This is a genomic window from Streptomyces sp. NPDC038707 (assembly GCF_040636485.1).
Classification (GTDB): domain Bacteria; phylum Actinomycetota; class Actinomycetes; order Streptomycetales; family Streptomycetaceae; genus Streptomyces.
On record NZ_JBEZUP010000045.1, the window covers coordinates 18,626 to 44,001 of the forward strand.

The window sequence follows — 25,376 nt, forward strand, 5'->3', positions numbered from 1 at the left end:
AGCGTCCATGACGACGACCGAGTACGACTACGACGTGGTGGTGGCCGGTGCCGGCCCCGTGGGCCTCTTCCTCGCCTGTGAGCTGCGGCTGGGCGGGGCGAGGGCGCTGGTCGTGGAGCGGCGCACCGAGGTGGACGAGACGGTCAGGGCGGGCTCCGTCAACATCGCGACCGCGATCGCCCTGTACCGGCGGGGCCTGCTGCCCGAGCTGGCGGTGGCCGGGGAGGCGTCCCGGGCCCGACTGCGCGCCTTCCCCGGGACCGGCCGGCCCCGGCCCAAGTTCCTCGGGCACTTCGCGGGGATCATGCTGGACCCGGACCTGTTCGACGGCTCCGATCCCGCCTGGGCGGACGCGGGCCCCGCCGCCGGTGTCGGTCTCGCCGTGCCCCAGGCCGAGCTGGAGCGGATCCTCGGCCGGTGGGCCGCGCGGCTGGGCGTCGAGATACGCCGGGGCGTCGAACTGACCGGCTTCGACGCCGACGCCGACGGGGTGACCGTGCACATCGACGCCGGCACCGGCGGAGTGAACGCGCACACCGGCGCGGGGCGTCTCCGGGCCGGCCGGCTGGTCGGGTGCGACGGCGGGCGCAGCACGGTCCGCAAACTAGCCGGGTTCGACTTCCCGGGCACGGCACCGGAGATCACCGGCTACCAGGCGGTCGTACGGCTGGCCGGGGCCGAACGGCTGGGCACGGGCTGGCAGACCACCGACGCGGGGACGTACGTCCACGGGCCGTTCCCGGGTCGCGTGCTCACCGTGGAGTTCGACGGTCCGCCGGCCGACCGGTCCGCGCCGGTCACCGCCGGAGAACTGGAGGCGAGTCTGCGCCGGGTCTCGGGCGTGCCCGAGGTGAGCGTCACGGAGGTGATCACGGCGACCCGGTTCACGGACAACGCCCGCCAGGTGACCGACTACCGCAAGGGCCGGGTGCTGCTCGCGGGCGACGCGGCGCACGTGCACGCGCCGTTCGGCGGCCAGGGCCTCAACCTCGGCCTCGGGGACGCGCTGAACCTGGGCTGGAAACTGGCCGCCGTCGCACGCGGCCGGGCCCCCGAGTCGCTGCTGGACACCTACACCGCCGAACGGCATCCGGACGGCGCCCGGGTGCTGGACTGGACCCGCGCCCAGATCGCGCTGATGCGCCCCGACCGGCATGCCCGCGCCCTGCGCCGGGTGGTCACCGACCTGGCGCTGACCACCGCCGGTACGACCTACCTGGCCACGCAGATCTCCGGCGTCCGGCAGCGCTACGACCTGCCCGGCGACCACCCGCTGACCGGCGTCTGCGCGCCCGACCTGCGGCTTGCCGACGGCACCCGGCTCGGCGAGCGGCTGTACACCGGCCGCGCCCTGCTCCTGGACCCGGCCGGCGACGCCGCGCTGCGGGCGCGGACCGGGGGCTACGGCGACCGGCTGGACGTGGTCACGGCCGCCTGCCCGGACCGGCCCGGCCTGCGGGGGCTGTTCGTGCGGCCGGACGGGTTCGTGGCGTGGGCCTCCGACCGGGCGGGCGGCGAGGGGCTGACCGAGGCGCTGGAACGCTGGCTCGGCTCGCCCCTGGCCGCCGCATGACCGACGTCGACACCGCCGCCCCCGAACCGCCGCTTGACCCCGCCGCGACGTCAACGTCTGTACTGATCGCATGCGGATCGGAGAACTCGCCGCCGCCGTCGGCGTCACGACGCGCACCGTGCGGCACTACCACCATCTGGGCCTGCTGCCCGAGCCGGCGCGGCGCGCCAACGGCTACCGGCACTACGCCCTCCGCCACGCCGTCGCCCTCGCCCGGATCCGGCGGCTGACCGAACTGGGGCTGGGCCTGACCGAGGTACGGGACGTGCTCGCCGACGACGCGGGTAAGGACCTCGCCGAGGTGCTGACCGAACTCGACGAGGACCTGGCCCGGCAGGAGGGGGCGATCCGGGAGCGCCGGCGGCGGCTGCGGGCGCTGCTCGACGCCGGGGAGCCTTCCGCCGAGGGGCCCGTCTCACCCGAACTGGCCGCCGTACTGCATGCGTTGCCCGCCGACGGCTCCCCCATGGCCGCCAAGGACCGGGAGATGCTGGTCCTGGTCGACACGGGGGCGGCGGCGGAGGACCGGGAGCGGATGTCGGCGGTGCTGCGCGGCTTCCTGGACGACCCGGACACGGTGGCCCGCACCCGAGAGGCGTACGCGCTGCTCGACGCGCTGGCCGACGCGGATCCGGACGACCCGCGCGTGGAGCGGACGGCACGCGCGCTCGCCGCCTGCGTACCGGACGGACTGCTGACGGAGGATCAACCCGACTGGGACAACGCGGTGTTGCGGGCTCTGTACGCCGACTTCGCGCCCGCCCAGGCGGAGGCCGTGCGCCGTATGCTGGAGATCGTTCTGGGGGTGGAGCGATGACGACGGTGTACCGGGTGGCCCGGCACGAGCTGCGGCTTTTCGTCAGCCTGGCGCTGTGGCTGGCCCGGCGGACGCAGGGAACGGCCGGCGGGCGGGCGTTCGGGTACGCGCGCGGACAGGGCTCGACGCTGCTGGGGCTGGCCTTCGTCTGCGTCGTCGAGACGGTCGGCGTGTCCTTCATGCTGCGGGACATGCGGCCGGCGCACGACGTAATGCTCGTGGTGGACGTCTACACCGTGCTGCTGGTGATCGGCCTGCACGCGGCCGGGGTGGTCCGCCCGCACGTGCTGACCTCCGACGCGCTGCGGGTACGCCACGGCGCCCATGCCGACCTGCGGATCCCGCTGGCCTCGATCGCCGCCGTACGCCGGGAGACCCGGACCACGCACCGGCCCGAGCCGGATGCCCTGGACCTGATCGTCGGCTCGCAGACCACGGTGACCGTCGAGCTCGCGGAGCCTGTCGTGCACACGACCCTGCTGGGCCGGCGCAGGCGGGTGCGGGTGGTGCGGCTGTACGCCGACGACCCGGGAGCCCTGGTCCAGGCCCTCACCGCGCGCTGAACCCCGCGGTCGGAACCGGCCCCGGGACCGCCGTACCCTGGCGCGGAGGTCTACGTAAGGAGTACGTGTTGCTGGTCCTGCTGCCGCCCTCCGAAGGCAAGGCGCCGTCGGGCGAGGGCGCCCCGCTGGAGCTCGGGTCGCTGTCCCTGCCGGGACTGACGGCCGCGCGGGAGGCCGTGCTCGGCGAGCTGGCCGAGCTGTGCTCCGGTGACCCTGAGAAGGCCCGTGAGGTGCTCGGGCTGAGCGAGGGGCTGCGCGGCGAGGTCGCGAAGAACGCCGGGCTGCGCACGGCCGGCGCCCGCCCCGCCGGGGAGATCTACACCGGTGTCCTCTACGACGCCCTCGGCCTGGCCACGCTGGACGCGGACGCCCGGCGGCGCGCCGCCGGCTCGCTGCTGGTGTTCTCCGGGCTGTGGGGCGCGGTGCGGGTGACGGACCGGATCCCCTCCTACCGCTGCTCGATGGGCGTGAAGCTGCCGGGACTCGGCGCGCTGGCCGGACACTGGCGGGCCCCGATGGCCGAGGTGCTGCCGGAGGCGGCCGGCGAGGGGCTGGTGCTGGACCTGCGCTCCTCCGCCTACGCGACCGCCTGGAAGCCGAAGGGCGAGGTGGCCGGGCGCACGGCGACGGTGCGGGTGCTGCACGCGCCCACCCGGAAGGTCGTCAGCCACTTCAACAAGGCGACGAAGGGCCGGATCGTGCGCGCCCTCATGACGTCCGGCGCCGCGCCGGAGCACCCCGCCGAGCTGGTGGAGGCGCTGCGGGAGCTGGGCTACACCGTGGAGGCGGAGGCGCCCGGCAAGGCGGGCAAGGCGTGGGCGCTGGACGTACTGGTGGACGAGATCCACTGACGCATTGCAGCATGCGCAACGCTCATTGCGTGCCATGCAGTCCCTGGGCACGATAAGGGCATGACCTCGCCGCTGCCCTCCTCCGCCGACCCCTCCGTCCTGGATCTCGCGCCCGTCCTGCCCGTGGTGGTGCTCGGCGACGCCGCCGACGCCGTACCGCTGGCGCGGGCGCTGGTGGCCGGCGGGCTGCCCGCCATCGAGGTGACCCTCAGGACCCCGGCGGCGCTGGAAGCCCTCCGCGCCATCGCCGTCGAGGTGCCCGAGGCGGTGGTCGGCGCGGGCACGGTGGTCACCCCGGACCAGGTGGACGCGGTGACGGCGGCGGGGGCGCGGTTCCTGGTCAGCCCCGGCTGGACGGAGTCGCTGCTGACGGCGATGCGCGCGTCCGGGGTGCCGTTCCTGCCCGGGGTGTCGACCGCCTCGGAGGTGGTCGCGCTGCTGGAGCGCGGGGTGCGGGAGATGAAGTTCTTCCCGGCGCAGGCGGCCGGCGGTACGGCGTATCTGCGCTCGCTGGCCGGTCCGTTGCCGCAGGCCCGGTTCTGTCCGACCGGCGGCATCGGACCGACGACCGCGCCGGAGTACCTGTCCCTGCCCAACGTCGGCTGCGTCGGCGGCAGCTGGATGGTCCCGGCCCAGGCGGTGGCCGCCCGCGACTGGGGCCGGATCGAGGAGCTGGCGCGGACCGCGGCCGGGCTCAGGGACGCAGGTGGGACGTGTCGTTGAACAGCCGTACGCTCGCGTTGCCGTCCGCGTAGTACGCCACCGCCGACAGCGACGCCGCCGACAGCTCCATCCGGAACAGGGACTCGGGCGGGGCGCCGAGGGCCAGGCGGATCAGCGTCTTGATCGGGGTGACGTGGGTGACCAGCAGGACCGTACGGCCCTGGTGGGCGGCGACCAGCCGCTCCCGGGCGGCGGCGATCCGGGTGGCCGTCTCGGCGAAGCTCTCGCCGCCGCCGGTGGGATGGGCCTCCGGGTCGGCGAGCCAGGCGTTCAGGTCGTCCGGGTAGCGCTCGCGGACCTCGCCGAAGGTCAGGCCCTCCCAGGCGCCGAAGTCCGTCTCGCGCAGCCCGTCCTCGACCGCGACGTCCAGGTTCAGCCGGGCGGCGACGATGCCGGCGGTCTCGCGGGTACGGGCCAGTGGCGAGGCCACGACGGCCTGGACGGTGCCGCGCCTGGCCAGCGCCTCGGCGACGCGGTACGCCTGCTCACGGCCGGCCGCGGAGAGGGAGGGGTCGGAGCCGCCACTGCCGGAGAACCGTTTCTGGGGCGTCAGCGGGGTCTCGCCGTGGCGCAGCAGCACGAGGGTGGCCGGGGCGCCGAGGTCGGGGGCGGCGCTCCAGCCGGGCGCCGAGGGCTGCGCCTGACCGCCGGCCACCGGAGACCGCCCACCGGTCCCCGCCGCAGCCGCAGCCGCAGCCGCCGGGTCGGCTCCTGCCCCGGTCGTACGACCGCCCTCGGCCACGGCGGATTCCGACCCCGCCCCGGCCGTGCCACCGCGTGCGGCCACGGCGGATCCGGGGGCCGTCCCGGCCGTACCACTGCCCGCGGCCACGACCGATTCGACACCCGCCCCGGCCGTCCCACTGCCCGCAGCGGATGCGGACGCCGTCTCGGCCGTGGGGCCGACCGTCGGTTCGCAGGACGGCTGCCCGTCGGCAGGTGCCGCCTTGGCCGTGCGGTCAGCCCCGGCTCCGGCGGCGGTCGGTGCCGGTTCGGCGGTCGGTGCCGGTTCGGCGGTGGTCGCCCCGGCCTTCGTCGCCAGGTCGGCGCGGGAGCGGGACGGGGACCACTGCTCGCCCTTCGCCCCCGCGTCCATCGCCTCGTTGGCCAGGCGGTCCGCCTGCTTGTTCCGCTCGCGCGGGATCCACTCGTACGTCACCCGGTCCGGCGGGAAGACCGAGCGCGCCTCCATGGCCAGGGGCTTCATGTCAGGGTGCTTGATCTTCCAGCGGCCCGACATCTGCTCGACGACGAGCTTGGAGTCCATGCGGACGTGCACCCGCGCGGCGGGGTCGAGGGCGTACGCGGCGCGCAGGCCGGCCAGGAGGCCGCGGTACTCGGCGACGTTGTTCGTGACGGTGCCGAGGTACTCCGCCGCCTCGGTCAGCGTCTCCCCCGTCACCGCGTCGCGCACCACGGCCCCGTAGCCCGCGGGCCCGGGGTTGCCCCGTGACCCGCCGTCGGCCTCCACGATCAACTCCCGCACGCCGGCGCTCCCGGGTTCCTCAGAGACCCGACTCGGCCGTGCGCACCAGGATGCGCCGGCAGTTCTCGCAGCGGACCACCGTGTCCGGGGCCGCCGAGCGGATCTCGTTCAGCTCGGTGATGGCCAGCTCCTGCCGGCAGCCCTGGCAGGTCCGGGCGTACAGCTTGGCCGCTCCGATGCCGCCCTGCTGCGTGCGCAGCTTGTCGTACAGCTTCAGCAGGTCGGCGGGGACGGACGCGGCGACGACCTCCCGCTCCTTCGTCACCGAGGCGGCCTCGCCGTCGATCTCCTCGAACGCGGCGTCCCGGCGCCCGGTGGCGTCGTCGATCTTCGCCTGCACCGAGGCGACCCGCTCGGTCAGCTCGCCCACCCGCTGCTGGGCGGCCTCGCGGCGCTCCATGACCTCCAGGACGACGTCCTCCAGGTCGCCCTGGCGCTTGGCGAGGGAGGCGATCTCGTGCTGGAGGTTGGAGAGGTCCTTCGGCGAGGAGACCGCGCCGGAGTCCAGCCGCTGCTGGTCGCGGGCGGCGCGCCGGCGCACCTGGTCGACGTCCTGCTCGGCCTTGGTCTGCTCGCGGGCGCAGTCGCTCTCCTCGGTCTGCGCGGCCACGAGCAGGTCGCGCAGCTGCGTGAGGTCCTTCGTCAGCGAGTCGATCTCGCCGTGCTCGGGCAGCGACTTCCGCTTGTGGGCGAGCTGCTGGAGTCGGACGTCGAGTGCCTGGACGTCGAGGAGTCGGATCTGGTCGGCGGGCGCGGCGTTCAGTTGGGGGCTCCCGTGGGCTAGAGGGTTGTCGTGGACGCCGCGTGGGCGGTCCAGGGGTCGGTGACCGTCCTGGAGACATGGACCCGCAGGTCCCAGCCGTTGCGGTCGGAGATCTCGTCGAGCTGGCTCGCGGCCAGCTCGCACCAGGGCCACTCGGTGGCCCAGTGCGCCGCGTCGAGCAGCGCGAGGGGGCTCGTGGCCACCGCCTCGGAGGCCGGGTGGTGGCGCAGGTCGGCGGTCAGGAAGGCGTCGACGCCGGCCGCGCGGACCTGGTCGAAGAGGCTGTCGCCGGAGCCGCCGCTGACGGCGACCGTGCGGACGACGGCCTCGGGGTCGCCGGCCACCCGGATGCCCTGCGCGGTGGCGGGCAGCCGCCCGGCGGCGCGGGCGGCCAGTTCCCGGACGGTGAGCGGGTGGTCCAGCTCGCACACCCGGCCGAGGCCCCGGCGCCCGTGCGGGTCGGTGGGGTCCGGCACGAGGGGGCGTACGACCCTCAGGTCCAGGGCGCCGGCGAGGGCGTCGGAGACACCCGGGTCGGCGGTGTCCGCGTTGGTGTGGGCGACGTGCAGCGCGATGTCGTTCTTGATCAGCGTGTGCACGACCCGGCCCTTGAAGTGCGTGGCCGCGACCGTGGTCGTACCGCGCAGATAGAGCGGGTGGTGGGTGACCAGCAGGTCGGCGCCGAGCTGCACCGCCTCGTCGACGATCTCCTGTACGGGGTCGACGGCGAACAGCACCCGGGTGACCTCCTGGCCGGGGTCGCCCACCACCGTGCCGACCGCGTCCCAGGACTCGGCCCGCTCGGCGGGCCACAGGTTCTCCAGCGCGGCGATGACTTCAGACAGACGGGGCACGGGCCAAGGCTACCTGGCTGTTCGGCGGGGGTGTACCGCATGCGTCCGGTCTGACCCGGCTCAGCACACCCGTCCCGGTTTCCTCGGGTGAATCGCTTCTGCGCCACCCGTATGTGTGAAGCGGTCCTGGGCGCCTCGCCCGCCTGTGCGTGCCAAAACTAGCGTCGTCGCCGGAGGTGACCGAACGATGACGGCCTGTGCTATCGAACCCCCGTCCACGAGCGGGGCCGACGGCGTGCCGGAGGCGGGGTGCGTGATCACGGCGGACGGCGCGTACGCGGCCCGGCTCGCACCCGCCGGTGACTGCTGGTTCCCCGAGCGGTGGACCCTGGACGGCCCGGAGCCCTACGCGGTGCCGCTGCCCGGCAACCAGCCCGAGGAGCCCGGCACCGGGGTGCAGCCGATGGGCGACGGCCGGGTGCTGATCCACCGGCTCGCGGCCGGGCGGCACACGTTCTCGCTGCTGTACCCGACCGGGCCCGGCACCGGCGAGCTGCCGCTGGGCGCGGTGGACTGCCCCGAGCCCGGCACCCGGCTCACCCTGCTGCCGCCGGCGCCGGGGGGCGCCCGGGCGTACGCCCTGGCCAGCGGTGTGCGCTCCAGCGTGGTCTGGCTGGTGACGGGCGGGGCGTCCGGCCCCGAGCGGCTGGCGGAAGTGCCGGGGCGCTGCTCGGGCGGGGTCTGGCTGGACGGCACCGGACGGCTGCTGGCGCTCGACCGGGAGCTGGGCGGGCGCACCAAGACGGTCGTGGTGGACCTGGAGCGGGCCGCTGTCTCGCCGCTGCTGCAGATCGCGGACGGCAGCAATGACCGGCTGCTGCTCGCCGACCCCGACAGCGGGCTGCTGCTGATCTCCTCCGACGCGCCCTCACCCGGGCAGGAACGATTGGGCTGGGGCGTGCTGGGCAGCACCCTGCCGGTGCGGTTCCCCCGGTGCCTGCTGCTGCCGGACTGCGTGGTGACGCCGTTCGCGATCCAGCCCGGGCAGGTGCTGATGCCGGAGAACTGCGCGGTGGGCCTGCGCATCGACGGCGCGTTCGGCACGTGGGTGGGCACCTGGCGGCCCGCCGAACGCCGGGTCCGGCACCTCCCGGCACCCGAGGGCTGGCTGGCCGGGACCGGCGTGTGGACGGCAGAAGGGGTGCTACGACTGCCGTACGCGACCCCGGCAACGCCCTGCGGCCTGACGGAACTGGCGGCCCCACGGGAGAACGCGGGCGCGGCGGAGCAGGGCCGGACAGACGCCGGCCCACGGCCGTCGACGGAGTCCACGGAACCGGGGCCCCCCACCCGGCCCGGCACACGGCCGGAGGCGAGCCCCGGGGCACAGCCGGAGGCGAGACCCGGGGCAGGTCTGGGGGCACGGTCGGGGGCAGAGCTGGGGGCACGGTCGGGGGCAGGTCTGGGGGCGGGGCCGGGGGCAGAGCTGGGGGCGCGGCCCGAGCCGCCCATGGCCGGGACCGCCGCCGCGCCGGAAACGGGGGCCCCCGCCGCGCCGGAAACCCGAGGCCCCGCCGCGCCGGAAACCAGGGGGCCCGCGCCCTCGGTGACCCGTACCGCCGTTCCCGTTCCGGCGCGGCCGGTGCCCCTGCAACAGGCCCCTCTGGGACGTCTTGTAACGAACTAGTCCCGGTCGGCGTGTGCGCCTGGATTCGGCCCGTGGTGTGCCGGTTACACTCCCCGGCTGTACCGAAGATCATGTTGACGGGGTGAATACGTCCGATGAGCGACACCAGCACGACCGAGCAGCTGTCTGCCGGCTCTTCCCAGACCACGGGCCACGGCCGGCACCGGGGCCCGGTGGCGGCCCAGGAGCGGGAGACCGCTCCGCACGGCCGGCACCGCAAGCCGGTCCAGGAAACGGCCGAGGCGGCTGCTGCCTGACGGCAGTGAAGAGGAGGGGGCGTCCGACCGGGCGCCCCCTTTTTCTCCGCCCGGCCGCAGGGATTTCCTCGCCCGCCCGCACGGACCACGGTTTCCGACGGCGCCCCGGGAGCGGCGCTGTTCAGGAGTGCTCCACGACGGTGTCGGCGAGCACCGGCGCGTCGCCCCGGTCCACGGCACCGGCCTCCACCCGCACCCGTCCCTCCTCCCGCCACATCCGGATGCGCAGCGTCTCGCCCGGGAACACGACCCCGGCGAACCGAGCGCTGTAGCCGCGCACGCGGGTCACGTCCCCGTCGAGCAGCGTGTCCACGACCGCCTTGAGCGTCATGCCGTAAGTGCACAGCCCGTGCAGGACGGGGCGGTCGAAGCCGGCGCGCCTGGCGAAGCCGGGGTCGGCGTGCAGCGGGTTCCAGTCGCCGCTGAGGCGGTAGAGCAGGGCCTGGTCCTCGCGGATCGGGCACTCGACGGTCCGGTGGGGGTCGCCGGCGGGCGGGTCGAGCCGGCCGGCGGGACCCCGGTCGCCGCCCCAGCCGCCCTCCCCCCGGACGAAGATCCGGGCTTCGCTGGTCCACAGCGGGCCGTCGGCGTCGACGGCCTCGGTGCGCATGACCAGGACGGCCGCGGTGCCCTTGTCGTACACGGCGACGATCCGGCCGGCGACGGTGGCGGTGCCCCTGACCGGGAGGGGGCGGTGGAGCTCGATGCTCTGCCCGCCGTGCAGTACGCGGGCCAGGTCGACGTCGATCCCCTGCATGGACAGCCCGCCTATCACCTCGGGGGCGCCGTCGCCCGCGACGGTGGCGAAGCTCGGCAGCACGTGCAGCCGGGACTCCAGCGTGTAGCGAAGCTCGTCGGGGTCGGTGGCGGGACGCCCGGCGCCGATGCCGAGGTGGTAGAGCTGTACGTCCTTGTGGTCCCAGGTGATCACACCGGTCCGGGGTGCGGCCGCGAGGGCCTGCGCTGCGTCGATGGGCATGGGGCTCCTGCGGCAGTGGGGCGGCGGCACGTGCCGGCACCGGGTGGGGACGGTGTCGGCAGGGGCGGTGACCGTGGTGGCGAAAGACCCCGGCGCGGACGTCCGCACCGTCGGCCGCACCGGGGTCGCCGCGAGCCGATCTAGAACGCGTTCCAGTCCGGCGCCCCCTGTATAGCCGAGCACCCCGCGCTTGTGAAGGCTCCTGGCACCACGCCAGGAACGCGGAGCGGACCGTGACATCTGTACTGCCCTTCTCCGTACATCCGCATCTGCCGCGGACGGTGTCCGGTTCCTTACGTTCGCTACGTACGCTGTGCGTCCTCACGCCGTACGGCGAGGACCATTCGACCGGGGGGACATGGAGATGACGGGGTGGCGCGGGCCGTGGGACCGGCGGGCGGAGCGGCAGGAGGCGAGGGCGCGGTGGCGGGCGCGGCGCGCGCGCTTCCGCACCGCGCGTCGGGCCCGGCACGAGGGCGGGAAGTCCGGTGCCGGTCATCCGGGCCCGGCGCCCACCGGCTTCACCCTGCTGCCCTGGCTGCTGCTGGGCATGGGCTCCTTCTCCAATGTGATCCACGGCGACACGCCGAACCCGTGGATCGGCGCCCTGGGTCTGCTGGCCTTCAACTCCCTCTACATCCATGTCACGTTCCGCGCCTTCGACCGGACCGCGCGGGAGTCGGTGTCCACCCGGGTGGCCCTGGGCCTGCTCGGCCTGGTCACCACGGGGCTCGCCCTCGGCTACGGCGGCAACTGGCTGATGTTCTTCCCGCTGCTGGGCCTGGCCACGGGCGCCGTCCTGCGCGGACCGTGGCTGGGCCGGGCCGGGCTGCTGCTCACCCTGTACGCGGGGGCGGTCTCCTGGCTGCGGGCCGACTGGAACGAGGCCACCGGCATCGCCTACGGCACGTTCCTGTCCAGCATGGTGACCGCCGCGATCCTCGGCCTGTCCGAGGCGGTACGTGAACTGCGGGCCGCCCGCGAGGAGCTGGCCCGGCGCGCGGTGGAGAAGGAGCGGCTGCGTTTCTCCCGTGATCTGCATGATCTGCTCGGGCACACCCTTTCCGTGGTCGTGGTGAAGTCGGAGGCGGCCCGCCGGCTGGCCGCCCGCGATCTGGACGCGGCGCTGGCGCAGATCTCCGACATCGAGTCGGTGGGCCGGCAGGCGCTCACCGAGATCCGGGAGGCGGTGACCGGCTACCGGGAGGGCAGCCTGGCCACCGAGCTGACCCGGGCCCGCTCCGCGCTGTCGGCGGCGAGCGTACGGCCGGTGGTCCGCCAGTCCGGCACGCCGCTCGCCCCGCAGACCGAGGCACTGCTCGGCTGGGTGGTCCGCGAGGCGGTCACCAACGTCGTCCGCCACAGTGACGCCACCCGCTGCGAGATCACCGTGGAGTCGGCCGCCGAGCGGGTACGGCTGACGGTGACGGACAACGGCACGGGCGCCTCCGGCGGTGCGTTCGGGGGCGCGTTCGGGGGCGCGTTCGGAAGAGGGAGCGCGGGCACCCCGGGCGGGGAAGGCGAGGGCGCGGGCAGCGCCGGGGGTGAGAGCGCGGGCACCCCCGGAAGCAAGGGCGCGGACACCCCCGGCGTTGAGAGGACGGCTGTGTTCGGCAGCGAGGGCATGGGCTCCTTCACAGGGGAGAGTGGGGACTCCTTCGAAGGCATGGACACCTTCCAGGGCGTGAACAGGGGCACCACCGGAGGCAGGGACACGGCCTCAACCGGAGGCAGAGTGACGACCCCCACCGGAGACAGAGAGTCGGCCCCCACCGGTGGCAGGGCGACGGGCGCCGTCGGCGGCAAGGGCACGGACCTCACCCGCGGTCGGGGTCCTCTCGGCCCCCGGGGCGTGGGGGGTACCGGGCTGAAGGGGCTGACCGAGCGCCTCGCGGCGGCGGGCGGTTCGCTGACGGCCGGCCCCTCGCCCCGCGGCGGCTTCACGGTCACGGCCGTCCTTCCCGTCGGCGCCGACGAGTTGGCGCTGACGAAGTGACGCGGTGGGCCGGGGCCAGGCGTGCCGGGGCCAGGCGGCCGGCACCCCCATCGGCACCCCGCGCCCCCGTACCCTGACCCCATGACTGACACGCCCGGGAAGCAGCGTTCGGCCGCCCGTGTCCGGGTGCTGCTCGCCGAGGACCAGGGGATGATGCGCGGCGCCCTGGCCCTGCTGCTCGGGCTGGAGGAGGACATCGAGGTCGTGGCCCAGCTGGGCTCGGGGGACGGGATCGTGGACGCCGTGCTCGCGCGGCGCGCGGACGTGGCCCTGCTGGACATCGAGCTGCCGGGGACGAGCGGGCTGGACGCGGCGGCCGAGCTGCGCGTCCGGGCGCCCGGATGCCGGGTGCTGATCCTGACCACCTTCGGCTGGCCCGGCTATCTGCGCCGGGCCATGGAGGCGGGTGCGGCCGGCTTCCTCGTCAAGGACGGGCCGGTGGAGGAGCTGGCCGCGGCGATCCGACGGGTGCTCGCCGGAGAGACCGTGGTCGATCCCGCACTGGCCGCCGCCGCGCTCAGCGCCGGGCCCAACCCGCTGACCCCGCGTGAGTGCGAGGTGCTGAAGGCGTCGGTGGACGGGGCGACCGTCGCCGACATCGCCGCCCGGCTGCGTCTGTCGGAGTCCACCGTCCGCAACTACCTCTCCGCCGCGATCGGCAAGACCGGCACCCGCAACCGGGCCGAGGCGGTGCGCGAGGCCCGGCAGCAGGGGTGGCTGTGAGCCCTGGGCGCGCTCCTGGCCGTACCGGCAGTCCCTACTGGATCACCTCCGCCGCCTTGATGCTCTCCCCCTCCGGGGCCAGGCACAGAAACCACTTGTCCGGAGACCCTGCTGCCTTGTCCGGCAGGGCCACGGTGCTCTCGTCCTTTCTCCACGTGCACTTGACCTGCTGTGCGGTCCCGGCCACCCGGCCCACCGCGAGACGCTCGGAGTCCGTGGAGTCCTCCCTCCCCAGCGGCACCGCGCCGAACGCGACGTCCCGGTCCGACAAGCGGTCCCACTTCTCGAAGGTGTCGAAGAGCATCACCCTGGGGCGGCGGTCGTCGCCGAGGTACAGGCTCGTGTAGTACGAGGTGCGATGGACGAGGCCGTCGGGTCCGGGCGGCAGCACCGTCTCGGTGAAGCCGAACTTCCGCATCGCCGTCAGCTGTCCGGCCGCCTCCGCCCGGTCGCGCGGCGCTCCCCATACGGTCAGCTCCACGCGCCAGTCCCTGCCCCGGTCCGTGCCGCTTCCCAGGAGGGTGTGCTGGGGGCGGTACACATGGCGCGCCTGCGGTGTGGACGGTCCGGCGGCCACGCTCGTGTGCCGGTCGCCGCCTCCGGGCAGCCCGGTCAGGGCCAGCGTCGCTCCCGTCGAGCCCGCCAGCACCGCGGCCGTGGCCGCCGCCACGGCCCACCGCCGTGCCGTGCGGCGTCGCCGGCCGCCGCGGATGACCGCCTGGACCGGGGCTATACCGATCTCCACCTCGTCCGCCGCGTCGGCGAGCAGGAGGGCGATGTCCGTCTGCGTCATGTCGTGCTTCTCCCGCTTCCCGCTCATCACTTCCGCTTCCCGTGCGTCACCGTCTCGGCCAGTGCCGGTATGGCGCGGAGTTTCGCGATCCCCTTGGCCGCGTTGCTCTTCACCGTGCCGACGGAACAGCCCATGGCCTCCGCCGCCTGGGTCTCCGTCAGGTCCTCCCAGTAGCGCAGGACCACCGCCTCCCGCTGTCGCGGGGGCAGTTGGGCGAGCGCCGTGAGCAGGGCGCTCCGGTCGTCGGCCTGGGCGATCCGGTCCCCCGTGTCGGCCACCTCGCGCACCAGGCCGGTGTCGTCCTTCGGCGCCAGGAACTCCCTGAGCCTTCTGCGGTGCTTGCGCGCGTGTGCGTTGATCATCACGCGCCGTACATACGCCTCCGGGTCGTCGGCCGCGCCGACCCGGCGCCACGCCGTATAGACCTGCTCGAGAGTCGACTGGACCAGGTCCTCGGCGGCGTGCTGCTCCCCCGTGAGGAGAAATGCCGTACGCATCAACCGCGGCCAGCGGCCGATCATGAAGCTCTGGAACTCCTCGTCCCGAGCCTGCTTCCCGTCCCCCATGGGCACCTCCTAGATGTCTAAAGGAGTCCATGGGCCGTCCGGACCGTTGCCCCGGTCCGCGGAACTCGCAGAATTTTCCCGGACCCGCCGCACCCGCCGCACCCGCTTCACCGGCCGCACCCGCCGCACCCGCTTCACCGTCCAGGCCAAACATGACGGACGGTCAGTAACCCATGAAACGGTCAAGATTTCATTAGGGGCTCGAAGCAACGGAATAGTTGCCTGTGCATACGAGGTTTACCCGGCACTTATGACACGTGGAAGGCCTCACTCCATGACAGACACGACGACCGACCAGCCCACCCGGAGAGCGGGTGGCGCGGTGGTCCCGGTGCTCGCGTTCGCGGGCATCGTCGTCGCGGTGATGCAGACGCTGCTCGTGCCGGTCATCAAGGACCTGCCGCAGCTGCTGGACACCGCGCCCAGCAACGCGACCTGGGTCCTCACCTCCACCCTGCTGTCCGGCGCCGTGGCCACCCCGATCATGGGCCGGCTCGGCGACCTGTACGGCAAGCGCCGGATGCTCGTCCTCAGCCTCGCCGTGATGGTGGTCGGCGCCCTGGTCAGCGCGTTCACCAGCGAGCTGATCACCATGATCGTCGGCCGGACCCTCCAGGGCTTCGCCATGGGCGCGATACCGCTGGGCATCGGCCTGATGCGGGACATGCTGCCGCGCGAGCGGCTGGGCTCGGCGATGGCGCTGATGAGTTCCTCGATCGGCGTCGGCGGCGGCCTCGCGCTGCCCGCCGCGGCCCTGGTCGCCCAGCACACGAACTGGCACGCGCTGTTCTACGGCGCCGCCGGCCTCGGCGCGCTCGCCATTCTTCTCACCCTCCTGGTCGTCCCCGAGTCCCCGATGCGCGCGGAGGGCTCCTTCGACCTGGCCGGCGCGCTGGGTCTGTCCACCGGTCTGGTGCTGCTCCTGCTGCCCATCACCAAGGGCAGCGACTGGGGCTGGTCCTCGGGCACCACGCTGGGCCTGTTCGCCGCGGCCGTCGTCGTCCTCGTCCTGTGGGGCGTGTACGAGCTGCGCGTCCAGGCGCCGCTGGTCGACCTGCGCACCACCGCCCGTCCGGCCGTCCTGTTCACCAACCTCGCGTCGATCATGGTCGGCGTGGCGTTCTACGTCGTCTCGCTCGTCCTGCCCCAGCTCCTCCAGCTGCCCACCGCGACCGGGTACGGGCTCGGCCAGTCGATGGTCGTCGCGGGTCTGTGCGTGGCCCCGCTGGGCCTGACCATGATGTTCACCGCGCCGGTGTACGCGCGGCTGTCCGCCCGCTACGGCCCCAAGGTCACCCTGATCATCGGACTGCTGATCATCGCGATCGGCTACGGCGGCGGGCTCGGCCTGATGGACGCGGCCTGGCAGACGGTCGTCACCTCCGTGATCCTCGGCGCGGGCATCGGCCTCGCCTACTCCTCGCTGCCCGCGCTGATCGTGGGCGCGGTCCCGGCGTCCGAGACCGGTGCGGCCAACGGGCTGAACACGCTGATGCGGTCCATCGGTACGTCGGTGTCGAGCGCCGTCGTCGGAATGGTGCTGGCCAACACCGCGAACAATGTGGGCGGGGTCGCGATCCCGACCATGCACGGTTTCCGGGTGTCGTTCCTGATCGCCACGGCGGCGGTGGCCGTCGGTCTGCTGCTGGCCCTCTTCCTGCCGAGGAGCCCCCGGCCGGCGCAGCGGCACACGCAGCTGCGGGCCAGCAGCGAGGAGGACGCTTCGCTGGAGCGGGCCGGGGAGGTGCTGCGGGGCTTCCGGGGGCGGGTGCTGGGCGCCGACGGCACGCCGGTGGCCCGGGCGAAGGTCACGCTGATCGACCGGCGGGGACGGCAGGCGGGGGCGACCGTCTCCGACGTGGACGGGCGGTACGCGCTGGCCGTGCCGGCGCAGGGGGCGTACGTCCTCGCCGCGAAGGCCTCCGGCCACGGGCCGCTCGCCTCTTCCGCGACGCATTCCGGGGAGGAGCGGGCTGTCGACCTGGATCTCTCGCTGCCGGGGGAGGCCGTGAGCGCCTGAGGCCCCGGGGGGCGGGGGCGCACGGCCGGTGGTGGCCGCGGGTGCGTGCTGACCGGTCGAGCGGTCCCCGCGTTCCCCTGCGGGGGTGCGCGCATGACGCCCAGGAGCGCGACGGGTCCGGCCGATCCCCGGCCACCGGCCACCGGTCCCTGGCCACCGGCCACCGGCCATCACGGCTCGTCGCGAGTTCCCCGCGCCCCTGCGAACGTGAGCACGCGCTTCCCCGCGCCCCTCACGGGGCGTCCGTCGCACCCCCTGTCACTCATGTGGCCGGGGGTGCGGCAGCATAAGGGGGGTTCGGACTGCCGCACGGTCGAGAGGAACCCATGGCCACCGCCACCCCCAAGCCCGAGATCCTGGCCGCGTTCGAGGCGGCCAGGGGGTTCATGCCCGTGGACGAGGGACTGGCCCTGTACGCGGCGGCGGCGGAGGCGGGACGGCTCGGGCTGCCGTTGCTGGAGGTCGGGACCTACTGCGGGCGCTCCACGATCCTGCTGGCCGACGCGGCCCGCCAGGCCGGGGTCACCGCGCTGACCGTCGATCACCACCGGGGCAGCGAGGAGCAGCAGCCCGGCTGGGACTACCACGACCCGGAGACGGTGGACCCCGAGACCGGGCTGATGGACACGCTGCCGCTGTTCCGCCGTACCCTGCACCGCGCGGGACTGGAGGAGCACGTCGTCGCCCTCGTCGGCCGCTCCCCGCAGATCGCGGCGCTCTGGAACTCCCCGCTCGGCTTCGTGTTCGTCGACGGCGGCCATACGGACGAACACGCCGGGGCCGACTACGAGGGCTGGGCCCCGCACGTCGCCGAGGGCGGCCTGCTGGTCATCCACGACGTCTTCCCGCACCCCGAGGACGAGTTCACGGGCCAGGCACCCTACCGGGTGTATCTGCGGGCGCTGGACTCCGGCGCGTTCACCGAGGTCTCCGCCACCGGCTCACTGCGCGTACTGCGGCGCGCGGGGGCGGGAACCTGAGGCCCCGGTTAGAGTCGCAGACGTGTCGTACACAGGCCCGGAATTCGAATCCCCGCAGCCCCGCCGGCCCCGGCGCGGCCCGCTGACCGTGGCGCTCGCCGCGCTGGTGCCCGGTGCCCTGCTCGGCTGGGTGGCGTACGAGGCGCTGGGCGACGGGGGTTCGGACGGTGAGGTCCGTACGGCCGCCGCCACGTCCGTCCCGTCCGCCTCCCGGACGGCCTCCTCCCGTCCCCCGGCCGCCTCCCGGGGTGACGACGGCAAGGTGTCCGGCTCGCCCTCCGCGCCCGCGGACGGCTCCGGTGGGCTGCGCGGGAAGGTGGTCGTCATCGACCCGGGGCACAACCCGGGCAACTTCCGGCACACGGCGGAGATCAACCGCCAGGTGGACATCGGCACCAACTCCAAGGAGTGCGACACCACCGGGACGTCCACCAACGACGGGTACACGGAGGCGCGTTTCTCGCTGGACCTGGCGCACCGGCTGCGGGAGCTGCTGGAGCGGGAGGGCGTCACGGTGCGGCTGACCCACGACGGCGACACCCCGCCCTGGGGGCCGTGCGTGGACGAGCGGGCCCGGATCGGGAACGCCGCGCACGCGGACGCGGCGATCTCGCTGCACGCCGACGGATCCGCCGAGGGCGACCGGGGCTTCCACGTCATCCTGCCGGGGTCCGTGCACGCCGGTGCGGCGGACACCCGGCCCATCGTCGGCCCCTCGCACGAGCTGGGGACGCGGGTCGCGGGCGACTACCTCCGGGAGACCGGCGAGCCGCCCGCCAACTACATCGGCGGCGGTACCGGTCTCGTCACGCGCACGGACCTGGGTGGTCTCAATCTGTCAACGGTTCCCAAGGTCTTCATCGAGTGCGGCAACATGCGCGATAGCAAGGACGCGGCCCTGCTGACCAGTGGAACCTGGCGGCAACGGGCTGCGCAGGGGATCTCTGAGGGAATCGTGAGTTTCCTGCGCGATTCATGACCGGCGGCCGTAACCGGCCGGACAGCCCGATCTTGCGGACTGTAGTGTCTACCGACGACGAGACGACCTACGAAGGACCTGAAGTGAATATCCGCTCCCTCACTAGAGGCGACGGCGTGGTGATCGGAGCAGCGGTGGTGCTGTTCATCGCGTCGTTCCTCGACAACTACTCGTACGACGGGCTGCCGGACAGCGTCGACCTGCCGAACCTCTGGGAGAGCGGACCGGTCCTGCTGAGCGTCGTACTGGCGGGCATCATCGGCGCGGCGCTCATCGTCGTGAGCCGCGGCCTGCCGCAGCCCCGCAAGATCGCGGGGCTGGAACTCGGCGCGTTCGGCGTGGCGTTCGCGGTCTTCGCCGCGTGGAGCTCGCTGGGCAACGTCATCGACCCGGTGGGCGGTCTCGACAACGTCGGCGGCGGCAGCGACGGCCAGGCCCCCGACGCCGGCATGGGGCTGATCCTGGCCCTGATCGCCACCCTGCTGATGGCCGCCGCCGCCATCGCCACCCCGCTCGTCCCCGCCCTCCAGGCCTCCCTGATCCCGGCCCCGAAGCCGCCGGCCCCGCAGCCCTACGGCGCCCAGCCGCCCGGTGGTTACGGCTACCCGGGCGCCCAGCCGCAGCAGCCGTACGGTGCTCAGCCGCAGCCGGGTCAGCCGTACGCGCAGCAGCCGCAGCCGGCCGCCCAGGCCGCCCCGGCCGCGCAGCCGCCGGCGGCGGACTTCTCGCCGTTCTGGTTCGCCGTGCCGGTGACCCGTCCGCTGTTCGCGGAGGACGGTTCGGCCGGCCAGATCGCCGAACTGGCGCCGGGCACCTGGTACCTGGCGGTCGAGCAGCGCGGTGCCGCGCTCGTCGCGCAGACCCAGGACGGCCGTCGTGGCGTGCTCCAGGACACCTCCGGGATCCAGCGCGGCTGAGCCGGACTCCCGTGGCACAGCGGCCCCCCGCCCTTCCGGGCGGGGGGCCGCTGCCGTACGGTCACCTCGCGGCCGGTGGCCGGCCTCGCGGCTAACCCTTCGTCAGCTCGGCAGCTGTAGGCACCTGTTCCTTGACCGGGGCACCCGCGCTCCGGCCGGCGTCCTTGATCTGGCCGATGAGGTCGCCGAACGGACCGGCCGCGCTGTCGTCGCCCTTGCGGAGCTTGCCCGACAGTCCCTTCAGTGCCTCGATTCCGGCGCCGAGCGGGGCGATGGCCTTGGAGAGCGTCGGGTCGCCCTGGGCGTTGCGCTGGGCGGCCTTGAGGCGGTTGTAGGCGAAGAGGCCGGCGGCGCCCGCCTTGACCAGGGCCAGCCTACGGCCGTGGGCGCCCTTCTTGAACTTGCCGGCCTTCCAGGGCTTCACGATCCACTGGTAGGTCGCGCCGGCGGCGAGGCTCGCGTTCGCCACGAACCGGGTCTTGGCGAGCTTCTGGTGTTCGGCGGACGGGCTGGGGCTGTCGGCGGCGGGTACGGCCTTGGCCGCCGCCGCGGTGTCCTTCGTACTGCTCTGCTGGCTGCTCCCGCAGGCGGTGGCGCCGGCCACCAGGGCGCAGCACAGGGTGAGCGCCACGAACAGGCGTCGTATCGGTACGGGCACGGGGTCCTCCCGACGTGTCCTCCCCGAGCGGTCTGGTTCCTCCGGCAGGTTCGCCCGCGGATGCCGGATCCGCCACTCGGGGGACGCCGTCCGGGTCGGGTCGGGGGTGCCTCCGGGGCCCGTCGGGGTCCTCTCAGGGGTTACAGGAGCCGCCCTGCGGCAATCCGGAGAGTATGTCCACTCGATATCGCAACGGTGCGAACCAGGCCGGGACGGTCATCGCGATCGTCGCCGACGTCGCGGCGCTGATCCTCGGCCTGTGGATCCTGATGTACCTGCTGGACGCGAACCGGGCCAACAGCCTGGTCCAGTTCGTGCATGACGCGGCCGCCTGGCTGGCGGGGTGGTCGCACGACCTGTTCACCTTCGACGAGGCCTGGGCGCGCGTGGTCGCCGGGTACGGCCTGGCCGCCGTGGTCTATCTGTTCGTCGGCCACGCGATAGCCCGCCGGATGCACCGGTACTGAGCGGTGTGCCCGGCGCCGGTGCGGCCGCCGGCGTCCGTAGCGGCCTTGCCGCCGGTACGGGCCCGGGTACCGGTACGGGCCCCGGGCCCGTACCGGTCAGGCGCAGCAGTCCGGGTCCAGGCCGGACGGCAGGCGCTCGCCGCCGAAGACCGCGCAGGTGGCCTCGTGGCCGCCCAGCGCGGCCACGGCCAGCAGCAGCGAGCCCGCCGTCCAGGTGGTCAGCTCGCGGGGCCAGATCGCGTCGTCCGCGAAGACGTAGCCCGTCCAGTAGAGGCCGGTCGCGGGGTCACGCAGGTGCTGGATGGACTGGAGGATCTCCAGCGCCCGGTCGGACTCGCCCATCGCCCACAGGGCCAGCGCGAGTTCGCTGGACTCGCCGCCGGTCACCCAGGGGTTGGGGACGACGCAGCGCACGCCGAGCCCGGGTACGACGAACCGGTCCCAGCCCGCCTCGATCCGGGCCTTGGCCTCGGCTCCGGTCAGGGCGCCGCCCAGGACCGGGTAGTACCAGTCCATCGAGTAGCGGTCCTTGTCCAGGAAGCGCTCGGGGTGCCGGCGGATCGCGTGCCGCAGCGCTCCGGCGGCCAGCTCCCAGTCCGGCTGCGGCTCCTCGCGCTGCTCGGCGATGGCGAGCGCGCAGCGCAGGGCGTGGTGGACGGAGGAGCTGCCGGTCAGCAGGGCGTCCGTGGTGGGCGTGCCGTCGTCCGCACGGCGCCAGCCGATCTGCCCGCCGGGCTGCTGGAGCCGCAGTACCCACTCGACGGCGGCGTAGACGGCCGGCCACATCCGGTCGAGGAAGGTGTCGTCGCCCGTGGAGAGGTAGTGGTGCCAGACGCCGACGGCTATGTAGGCGACGAAGTTGGACTCGCGGGCACGGTCGGTGACGTCGTCATGGGCGCCGTCGGCGTAGGCGGCGTACCAGGATCCGTCCTCGTTCTGGTGCCGGGCCAGCCAGGTGTAGGCGCGTTCGGCGGCCTCGTGCTCGCCGGCCGCGTCCAGGGCCATGGCGGCCTCGGTGTGGTCCCAGGGGTCGAGGTGGTGTCCGCGGAACCACGGGATGGCTCCGTCCTCCCGCTGTCCGGCGAGGAGGCCGGCGACGGTCTCGGCGGCCTGCCCGGCGGTGAGGACCCCGGGCAGGACGAGGTGTTCTGTCCGGGGGGTGGTCACCTGGCGTCCGCCTTGGCGGCGAGCGAGGGGAGGTGCGGCTTGGTCGCGTAGACCACGAAGCTCTTGCCGATCAGCGGGTTGAGTGCCTGTTCGGCGAGCCGGGTGGCGAGCGGCTTCTTCATGATGTCCCAGACCAGCAGCTTGTGGTACGCGCGCACCGGCAGCGCCTTGTCGTTGTCGACGCCGAAGGCGCACTTCAGCCACCAGTAGGGGGCGTGCAGGGCGTGGGCGTGGTGGCTGCCGTAGGGCTTCAGGCCCGCCTCGCGGATCTTGCGGGTCAGCTCGTCGGCCTTGTAGATGCGGATGTGGCCGCCCTCGACCTCGTGGTAGGCGTCGGACAGGGCCCAGCAGACCTTCTCGGGGCCGTAGCGGGGCACGGTGACGGCGATCCGTCCGCCGGGCCGGAGCACGCGGACCATCTCGGCCAGCACGCCCTTGTCGTCGGGGATGTGCTCCATCACCTCGGAGATGATGACCACGTCGAAGGACTCGTCGGGGAACGGCAGGGCGAGGGCGTCGCCCTCCATGGCGGTGGCGGTGGCGCCCTCGGGGGCCTCGCCGGCCTCCTTCATCGCCGCGAACCACTTGGCGACCTCGCGGATCTCCTCGCCGTTGCGGTCCACGGCCACGACCTGGGCGCCGCGCCGGTAGCACTCGAAGGCGTGCCGGCCGGCCCCGCAGCCGAGGTCCAGGACGCGGTCGCCCGGGGCGAGCGGGAACCGGGAGAAGTCGACGGTCAGCACGTGGCCCTGCTTTCGGAGGAGACGCTGGTGTCACTCGCCGAGGTCGCGGGCGCGGCGCTGGGCGGGGCCGCGACGCTCGCCGGGGCCGCGGAGCGGCCGGGAACGGGGGCCGCGGTGGGGGGCGCCCCGCGCGAGCCGGTCCGTGCGTGGAGGTGGCCGTCGCGGGCGGAACCCGTCGAGGGCGCGGTGCGGGCGGCGCGGGCGATGGCCTCGCGGTAGTGGGCCACGGTGCCCTCGGCGGCGCGGGCCCAGGTGAAGTTCGCCAGCACCCGCTTGCGGCCCGCCTCGCCGAGCCGGGCCCGCAGCTCGCGGTCCCCGAGCAGCCGGTTCAGCGCGGCGGCCAGCGCGTCCGCGTCGCCGGGCGGTGCGGCCAGGCAGGTCTCGCCGTCGCGGCCGGCGACCTCGGGGATGGCGCCGCCGGTGGTGGCGACCAGCGGGGTGCCGGTGGCCATGGCCTCGGCGGCGGGCAGCGAGAAGCCTTCGTAGAGCGAGGGCACGCAGGCCGCCTCGGCGGAGCGGATCAGGTCGACCAGCTCGGCGTCGGAGATGCCCTTGACGAAGTCGACGGCGCCCTCGAGGCCGTACCGCTCGATCGCCTGGGCGACCGGGCCCTCGGCGGGGCGCTTGCCGACGACGACGAGGTGGGCGGCGGGGTGTTCGGCGCGCACCTTGGCGAGCGCCTCCACGAGGAACACCAGCCCCTTGAGCGGCACGTCCGCGCTGGAGGTGGTGACGATCCGCCCCGGCACCTCGGCGACGGCCGGATCCGGCGCGAACAGGTCGGTGTCGGCGCCGATGTGGACGACGTGGACCCGGTCGTCGCGGACCCCGAGGTGGTCCACGATCTCCTGGCGGGAGCTGCCGGAGACGGTGAGGACGGAGGGCAGCCGGCGGGCGACGCGCTTCTGCATCCGGGTGAAGGCGTACCAGCGGCGCACCGAGTAGCGGCGCTGCCAGGTCTGGGCCGCGTCCAGTTCCAACTGCCGGTCCACGGTGATGGGGTGGTGGACGGTGGTGACGAGGGGGGCGCCGATGTCGCCGAGCAGGCCGTAGCCGAGGGTCTGGTTGTCGTGGACGACGTCGAACTCACCGCGCCGGGCGCGCAGGTGCCGGCGGGCGCGCAGCGAGAAGGTCAGCGGCTCGGGGAAGCCGCCGGTCCACATGGTGGCGACTTCGAGGGCGTCGACCCAGTCCCGGTACTCGTCCCGCTTCGGGGTGCGGAAGGGGTCGGGCTGGCGGTAGAGGTCGAGGCTGGGCAGCTCGGTGAGGGTGAGGTTCGGACAGCCCTCGTCCAGCACGGGGTAGGGCTGGGAGCCGATGACCTCCACGTGGTGCCCGAGGCGGGCCAGTTCGCGCGAGAGGTGCCGTACGTAGACGCCCTGCCCGCCGCAGAACGGGTTGCCCTTGTAGGTGAGGAGCGCGATGCGGAGCGGGCGCCCGTCCCCGCCCCCGGCTGCGCTGGAGCGGGCGGGACCCCCACCGGCAGCGGGTTCCTGGCCGGCACCCGCTTCCCGGGCCTCAGCGGTCACTCCGTGCCCCCTTCTGCCTGCACTGTCCCGCGAGACTACGACGGGACGCTAATCTAGAACAAGTTTCAGACTTGACCGTTCAAGAGCCTCCGAATCTACCGGCAGGTAGGGGCGCTGTGAGCGGCGGATCGGGTGATTCGCGCCACGGCGCGCGGCCCTGCCGTGCCGATTGATCACGAGCCCTGCAGCCCACCCTCACCGACTGTCACGGAACGGGACCCATGCCTGCGGAAGCCAGCACCTCGCGCCCGGCCGCGCCGCCCCTCACCGAGCGGCAGGAGGCCCGTCGGCGCAGGATTCTGCACGCCAGCGCGCAGCTCGCCGGCCGGGGCGGGTTCGACGCCGTGCAGATGCGCGAGGTGGCCGAGTCCTCGCGGGTGGCGCTGGGCACGCTGTACCGCTACTTCCCGTCCAAGGTGCATCTGCTGGTGGCCACCATGCAGGACCAGTTGGAGCAGATGCACGGCACCCTGCGCAAGAGGCCCCCGGTGGGCGCGACGGCGGCCGAGCGGGTCGCGGAGACCCTGATGCGCGCCTTCCGTTCGCTCCAGCGGGAGCCGCACCTGGCGGACGCGATGGTGCGCGCGCTCACCTTCGCCGACCGCAGCGTCTCGCCCGAGGTCGACCGGGTCTCCCGGCAGACGACCGCGATCATCCTGGACGCGATGGGGCTGGCGGACCCGACTCCGGAGCAGTTGTCCGCGGTCCGGGTCATCGAGCACACCTGGCACTCGGCGCTGATCACCTGGCTGTCCGGCCGCGCCTCGATCGCCCAGGTGAGGGTCGACATCGAGACGGTGTGCCGCCTGATCGACCTGACGGACCCGGCCGCCGCGCACCCCTGAGACCCGCGGGGAACGGGGGCACGGAAAGCATGGAAAGACCTACGAGACGGGTTCCCTTCGCCGGTATGGTCCGGATCAGGTGATGGGGGTCGCCGTCCGGCATCGCTGCCTTCCGGCCTCTCAGCCCTACCGTCGCTGTCGGCCCGGGCGGATGCTCGTCGCGTCTCGCCTGAGTCGGCTACTCCGGTCGGACTCCCTCACTCGCCTCGTAGGCTGATTTCAGGATATACCTCCTCCCCTTGACGGAACCCCTCAATTCCGACCATTTGCCAACGCGGCCGGTGGGTCCACTTCCCGTGTACGGATGGGTCCACTTCCCCGTGTGCGGGTGGGTCCGCCTCCGCTGTGTGCAAGAGGAGCGGTTCGGTTCGTCGAAGACCGGGTACGCGCGCCCGTCCGCCCCCACCGGCCCTTCCGCCATCCGTCGGCCCACCGGCCCTTCCGTCGTCCGCCGGATCGGCCCTTTCGGTTCGCCGCCGTGGAGGACGACCCCGCCGGAC

Annotated in this window: 25 protein-coding genes; 15 read left to right on the forward strand and 10 right to left on the reverse strand. The window is 73.9% G+C overall.

Going from position 1 to position 25,376, the window contains the following annotated elements:
- Positions 1–7 precede the first annotated feature (7 nt).
- From AB0E62_RS36040 to AB0E62_RS36060, 5 genes are all read left to right on the forward strand, one after another.
- A complete protein-coding gene (locus AB0E62_RS36040; protein ID WP_362203953.1) occupies positions 8–1,573 on the forward strand; it encodes an FAD-dependent monooxygenase in 1,566 nt (521 codons plus the stop codon).
- A 70-nt stretch (positions 1,574–1,643) separates the two neighbouring features.
- Positions 1,644–2,390, forward strand: coding sequence for a MerR family transcriptional regulator (locus AB0E62_RS36045; protein ID WP_362203956.1), 747 nt, complete (start codon positions 1,644–1,646; stop codon positions 2,388–2,390).
- Positions 2,387–2,953: a hypothetical protein gene (locus tag AB0E62_RS36050; RefSeq protein WP_362203959.1), complete on the forward strand. Its 567-nt coding sequence runs from the start codon at positions 2,387–2,389 to the stop codon at positions 2,951–2,953. The genes AB0E62_RS36045 and AB0E62_RS36050 overlap by 4 nt, the downstream gene beginning before the upstream one ends.
- Before the next feature lie 68 nt (positions 2,954–3,021).
- On the forward strand, positions 3,022–3,804 hold the full coding sequence (yaaA, locus tag AB0E62_RS36055) for a peroxide stress protein YaaA (protein WP_362203962.1): 783 nt from the start codon (positions 3,022–3,024) through the stop codon (positions 3,802–3,804).
- 60 nt (positions 3,805–3,864) lie between these two features.
- Positions 3,865–4,527 (forward strand): bifunctional 4-hydroxy-2-oxoglutarate aldolase/2-dehydro-3-deoxy-phosphogluconate aldolase, encoded by a 663-nt coding sequence (locus AB0E62_RS36060; protein ID WP_362203965.1) that lies wholly within the window; start codon positions 3,865–3,867, stop codon positions 4,525–4,527.
- On the opposite strand, the gene AB0E62_RS36065 is transcribed toward AB0E62_RS36060, so the two are convergent.
- From AB0E62_RS36065 to AB0E62_RS36075, 3 genes are read right to left on the reverse strand one after another with little or no spacing between them, the layout of a single operon-like run.
- The gene (locus AB0E62_RS36065) at positions 4,499–6,013 is read right to left on the reverse strand and encodes a bifunctional RNase H/acid phosphatase (RefSeq protein WP_362203968.1); all 1,515 of its coding nucleotides are present in this window, start codon (positions 6,011–6,013) and stop codon (positions 4,499–4,501) included. The genes AB0E62_RS36060 and AB0E62_RS36065 overlap by 29 nt on opposite strands.
- 19 nt (positions 6,014–6,032) lie before the next feature.
- On the reverse strand, positions 6,033–6,776 hold the full coding sequence (locus AB0E62_RS36070; protein ID WP_362204059.1) for a C4-type zinc ribbon domain-containing protein: 744 nt from the start codon (positions 6,774–6,776) through the stop codon (positions 6,033–6,035).
- A 17-nt stretch (positions 6,777–6,793) separates the two neighbouring features.
- Positions 6,794–7,630, reverse strand: coding sequence for a Nif3-like dinuclear metal center hexameric protein (locus AB0E62_RS36075; RefSeq protein ID WP_362203971.1), 837 nt, complete (start codon positions 7,628–7,630; stop codon positions 6,794–6,796).
- Positions 7,631–7,817: 187 nt separating this feature from the next.
- Between AB0E62_RS36075 and AB0E62_RS36080 the strand changes: the two genes are divergently transcribed.
- Both AB0E62_RS36080 and AB0E62_RS36085 read left to right on the forward strand, forming a co-directional pair.
- A complete protein-coding gene (locus tag AB0E62_RS36080) occupies positions 7,818–9,257 on the forward strand; it encodes a hypothetical protein (RefSeq protein ID WP_362203974.1) in 1,440 nt (479 codons plus the stop codon).
- A gap of 95 nt (positions 9,258–9,352) precedes the next feature.
- Positions 9,353–9,514: a hypothetical protein gene (locus AB0E62_RS36085; protein WP_362203977.1), complete on the forward strand. Its 162-nt coding sequence runs from the start codon at positions 9,353–9,355 to the stop codon at positions 9,512–9,514.
- Positions 9,515–9,635: 121 nt separating this feature from the next.
- On the opposite strand, the gene AB0E62_RS36090 is transcribed toward AB0E62_RS36085, so the two are convergent.
- On the reverse strand, positions 9,636–10,493 hold the full coding sequence (locus AB0E62_RS36090; protein ID WP_362203980.1) for a MaoC/PaaZ C-terminal domain-containing protein: 858 nt from the start codon (positions 10,491–10,493) through the stop codon (positions 9,636–9,638).
- A gap of 358 nt (positions 10,494–10,851) precedes the next feature.
- Between AB0E62_RS36090 and AB0E62_RS36095 the strand changes: the two genes are divergently transcribed.
- On the forward strand, positions 10,852–12,489 hold the full coding sequence (locus tag AB0E62_RS36095; protein WP_362203983.1) for a histidine kinase: 1,638 nt from the start codon (positions 10,852–10,854) through the stop codon (positions 12,487–12,489).
- A gap of 81 nt (positions 12,490–12,570) precedes the next feature.
- A complete protein-coding gene (locus tag AB0E62_RS36100) occupies positions 12,571–13,212 on the forward strand; it encodes a response regulator transcription factor (RefSeq protein WP_362203986.1) in 642 nt (213 codons plus the stop codon).
- 34 nt (positions 13,213–13,246) lie between these two features.
- Here AB0E62_RS36100 and AB0E62_RS36105 read toward each other — a convergent pair whose 3' ends face one another.
- Together AB0E62_RS36105 and AB0E62_RS36110 are read right to left on the reverse strand one after the other, a co-directional pair.
- The gene (locus tag AB0E62_RS36105; protein WP_362203989.1) at positions 13,247–14,005 is read right to left on the reverse strand and encodes a hypothetical protein; all 759 of its coding nucleotides are present in this window, start codon (positions 14,003–14,005) and stop codon (positions 13,247–13,249) included.
- Between the two features lie 26 nt (positions 14,006–14,031).
- Positions 14,032–14,571 (reverse strand): SigE family RNA polymerase sigma factor, encoded by a 540-nt coding sequence (locus AB0E62_RS36110; protein WP_362203991.1) that lies wholly within the window; start codon positions 14,569–14,571, stop codon positions 14,032–14,034.
- Between the two features lie 274 nt (positions 14,572–14,845).
- Here AB0E62_RS36110 and AB0E62_RS36115 point away from each other — a divergent pair, with 274 nt between their 5' ends.
- From AB0E62_RS36115 to AB0E62_RS36130, 4 genes are all read left to right on the forward strand, one after another.
- Positions 14,846–16,591: an MFS transporter gene (locus AB0E62_RS36115; RefSeq protein ID WP_362203994.1), complete on the forward strand. Its 1,746-nt coding sequence runs from the start codon at positions 14,846–14,848 to the stop codon at positions 16,589–16,591.
- Positions 16,592–16,917: 326 nt separating this feature from the next.
- Positions 16,918–17,571 carry a class I SAM-dependent methyltransferase gene (locus tag AB0E62_RS36120; protein WP_362203997.1) on the forward strand — a complete coding sequence of 218 codons (654 nt, stop codon included), beginning with the start codon at positions 16,918–16,920 and terminating at the stop codon, positions 17,569–17,571.
- Positions 17,572–17,593: 22 nt separating this feature from the next.
- On the forward strand, positions 17,594–18,550 hold the full coding sequence (locus tag AB0E62_RS36125) for an N-acetylmuramoyl-L-alanine amidase (RefSeq protein WP_362204000.1): 957 nt from the start codon (positions 17,594–17,596) through the stop codon (positions 18,548–18,550).
- Positions 18,551–18,633: 83 nt separating this feature from the next.
- Positions 18,634–19,467, forward strand: a complete 834-nt coding sequence (locus tag AB0E62_RS36130) for a hypothetical protein (RefSeq protein WP_362204003.1) — start codon at positions 18,634–18,636, stop codon at positions 19,465–19,467.
- A 91-nt stretch (positions 19,468–19,558) separates the two neighbouring features.
- Here AB0E62_RS36130 and AB0E62_RS36135 read toward each other — a convergent pair whose 3' ends face one another.
- Positions 19,559–20,125 carry a hypothetical protein gene (locus tag AB0E62_RS36135; RefSeq protein WP_362204006.1) on the reverse strand — a complete coding sequence of 189 codons (567 nt, stop codon included), beginning with the start codon at positions 20,123–20,125 and terminating at the stop codon, positions 19,559–19,561.
- Positions 20,126–20,298: 173 nt separating this feature from the next.
- Here AB0E62_RS36135 and AB0E62_RS36140 point away from each other — a divergent pair, with 173 nt between their 5' ends.
- Entirely contained in the window at positions 20,299–20,592 is a 294-nt protein-coding gene (locus tag AB0E62_RS36140) for a hypothetical protein (protein ID WP_362204009.1), read from the forward strand.
- A gap of 96 nt (positions 20,593–20,688) precedes the next feature.
- On the opposite strand, the gene AB0E62_RS36145 is transcribed toward AB0E62_RS36140, so the two are convergent.
- The 3 genes from AB0E62_RS36145 to AB0E62_RS36155 are packed head-to-tail and all read right to left on the reverse strand — an operon-like array spanning position 20,689 to position 24,031.
- Positions 20,689–21,759: a prenyltransferase gene (locus AB0E62_RS36145; protein WP_362204012.1), complete on the reverse strand. Its 1,071-nt coding sequence runs from the start codon at positions 21,757–21,759 to the stop codon at positions 20,689–20,691.
- Positions 21,756–22,502 carry a class I SAM-dependent methyltransferase gene (locus tag AB0E62_RS36150; RefSeq protein WP_362204015.1) on the reverse strand — a complete coding sequence of 249 codons (747 nt, stop codon included), beginning with the start codon at positions 22,500–22,502 and terminating at the stop codon, positions 21,756–21,758. The genes AB0E62_RS36145 and AB0E62_RS36150 overlap by 4 nt, the downstream gene beginning before the upstream one ends.
- Positions 22,496–24,031 carry a glycosyltransferase family 4 protein gene (locus AB0E62_RS36155; protein WP_362204018.1) on the reverse strand — a complete coding sequence of 512 codons (1,536 nt, stop codon included), beginning with the start codon at positions 24,029–24,031 and terminating at the stop codon, positions 22,496–22,498. Before AB0E62_RS36155 ends, AB0E62_RS36150 begins: the two co-directional genes overlap by 7 nt.
- A 221-nt stretch (positions 24,032–24,252) precedes the next feature.
- Between AB0E62_RS36155 and AB0E62_RS36160 the strand changes: the two genes are divergently transcribed.
- Positions 24,253–24,876, forward strand: a complete 624-nt coding sequence (locus AB0E62_RS36160; RefSeq protein WP_362204021.1) for a TetR family transcriptional regulator — start codon at positions 24,253–24,255, stop codon at positions 24,874–24,876.
- The last annotated feature ends 500 nt before the right edge of the window (positions 24,877–25,376 follow it).

Excerpts from the sequence above, each read along its gene's own strand:
- AB0E62_RS36040 (WP_362203953.1), top strand. The coding sequence starts at position 8 with ATGACGACGACCGAGTACGACTACGACGTGGTGGTGGCCGGTGCCGGC.
- AB0E62_RS36045 (WP_362203956.1), top strand. The coding sequence starts at position 1,644 with ATGCGGATCGGAGAACTCGCCGCCGCCGTCGGCGTCACGACGCGCACC.
- AB0E62_RS36050 (WP_362203959.1), top strand. The coding sequence starts at position 2,387 with ATGACGACGGTGTACCGGGTGGCCCGGCACGAGCTGCGGCTTTTCGTC.
- AB0E62_RS36060 (WP_362203965.1), top strand. The coding sequence starts at position 3,865 with ATGACCTCGCCGCTGCCCTCCTCCGCCGACCCCTCCGTCCTGGATCTC.
- AB0E62_RS36080 (WP_362203974.1), top strand. The coding sequence starts at position 7,818 with ATGACGGCCTGTGCTATCGAACCCCCGTCCACGAGCGGGGCCGACGGC.
- AB0E62_RS36085 (WP_362203977.1), top strand. The coding sequence starts at position 9,353 with ATGAGCGACACCAGCACGACCGAGCAGCTGTCTGCCGGCTCTTCCCAG.
- AB0E62_RS36090 (WP_362203980.1), bottom strand. The coding sequence starts at position 10,493 with ATGCCCATCGACGCAGCGCAGGCCCTCGCGGCCGCACCCCGGACCGGT.
- AB0E62_RS36095 (WP_362203983.1), top strand. The coding sequence starts at position 10,852 with ATGGAGATGACGGGGTGGCGCGGGCCGTGGGACCGGCGGGCGGAGCGG.
- AB0E62_RS36100 (WP_362203986.1), top strand. The coding sequence starts at position 12,571 with ATGACTGACACGCCCGGGAAGCAGCGTTCGGCCGCCCGTGTCCGGGTG.
- AB0E62_RS36105 (WP_362203989.1), bottom strand. The coding sequence starts at position 14,005 with ATGACGCAGACGGACATCGCCCTCCTGCTCGCCGACGCGGCGGACGAG.
- AB0E62_RS36110 (WP_362203991.1), bottom strand. The coding sequence starts at position 14,571 with ATGGGGGACGGGAAGCAGGCTCGGGACGAGGAGTTCCAGAGCTTCATG.
- AB0E62_RS36115 (WP_362203994.1), top strand. The coding sequence starts at position 14,846 with ATGACAGACACGACGACCGACCAGCCCACCCGGAGAGCGGGTGGCGCG.
- AB0E62_RS36120 (WP_362203997.1), top strand. The coding sequence starts at position 16,918 with ATGGCCACCGCCACCCCCAAGCCCGAGATCCTGGCCGCGTTCGAGGCG.
- AB0E62_RS36140 (WP_362204009.1), top strand. The coding sequence starts at position 20,299 with ATGTCCACTCGATATCGCAACGGTGCGAACCAGGCCGGGACGGTCATC.
- AB0E62_RS36160 (WP_362204021.1), top strand. The coding sequence starts at position 24,253 with ATGCCTGCGGAAGCCAGCACCTCGCGCCCGGCCGCGCCGCCCCTCACC.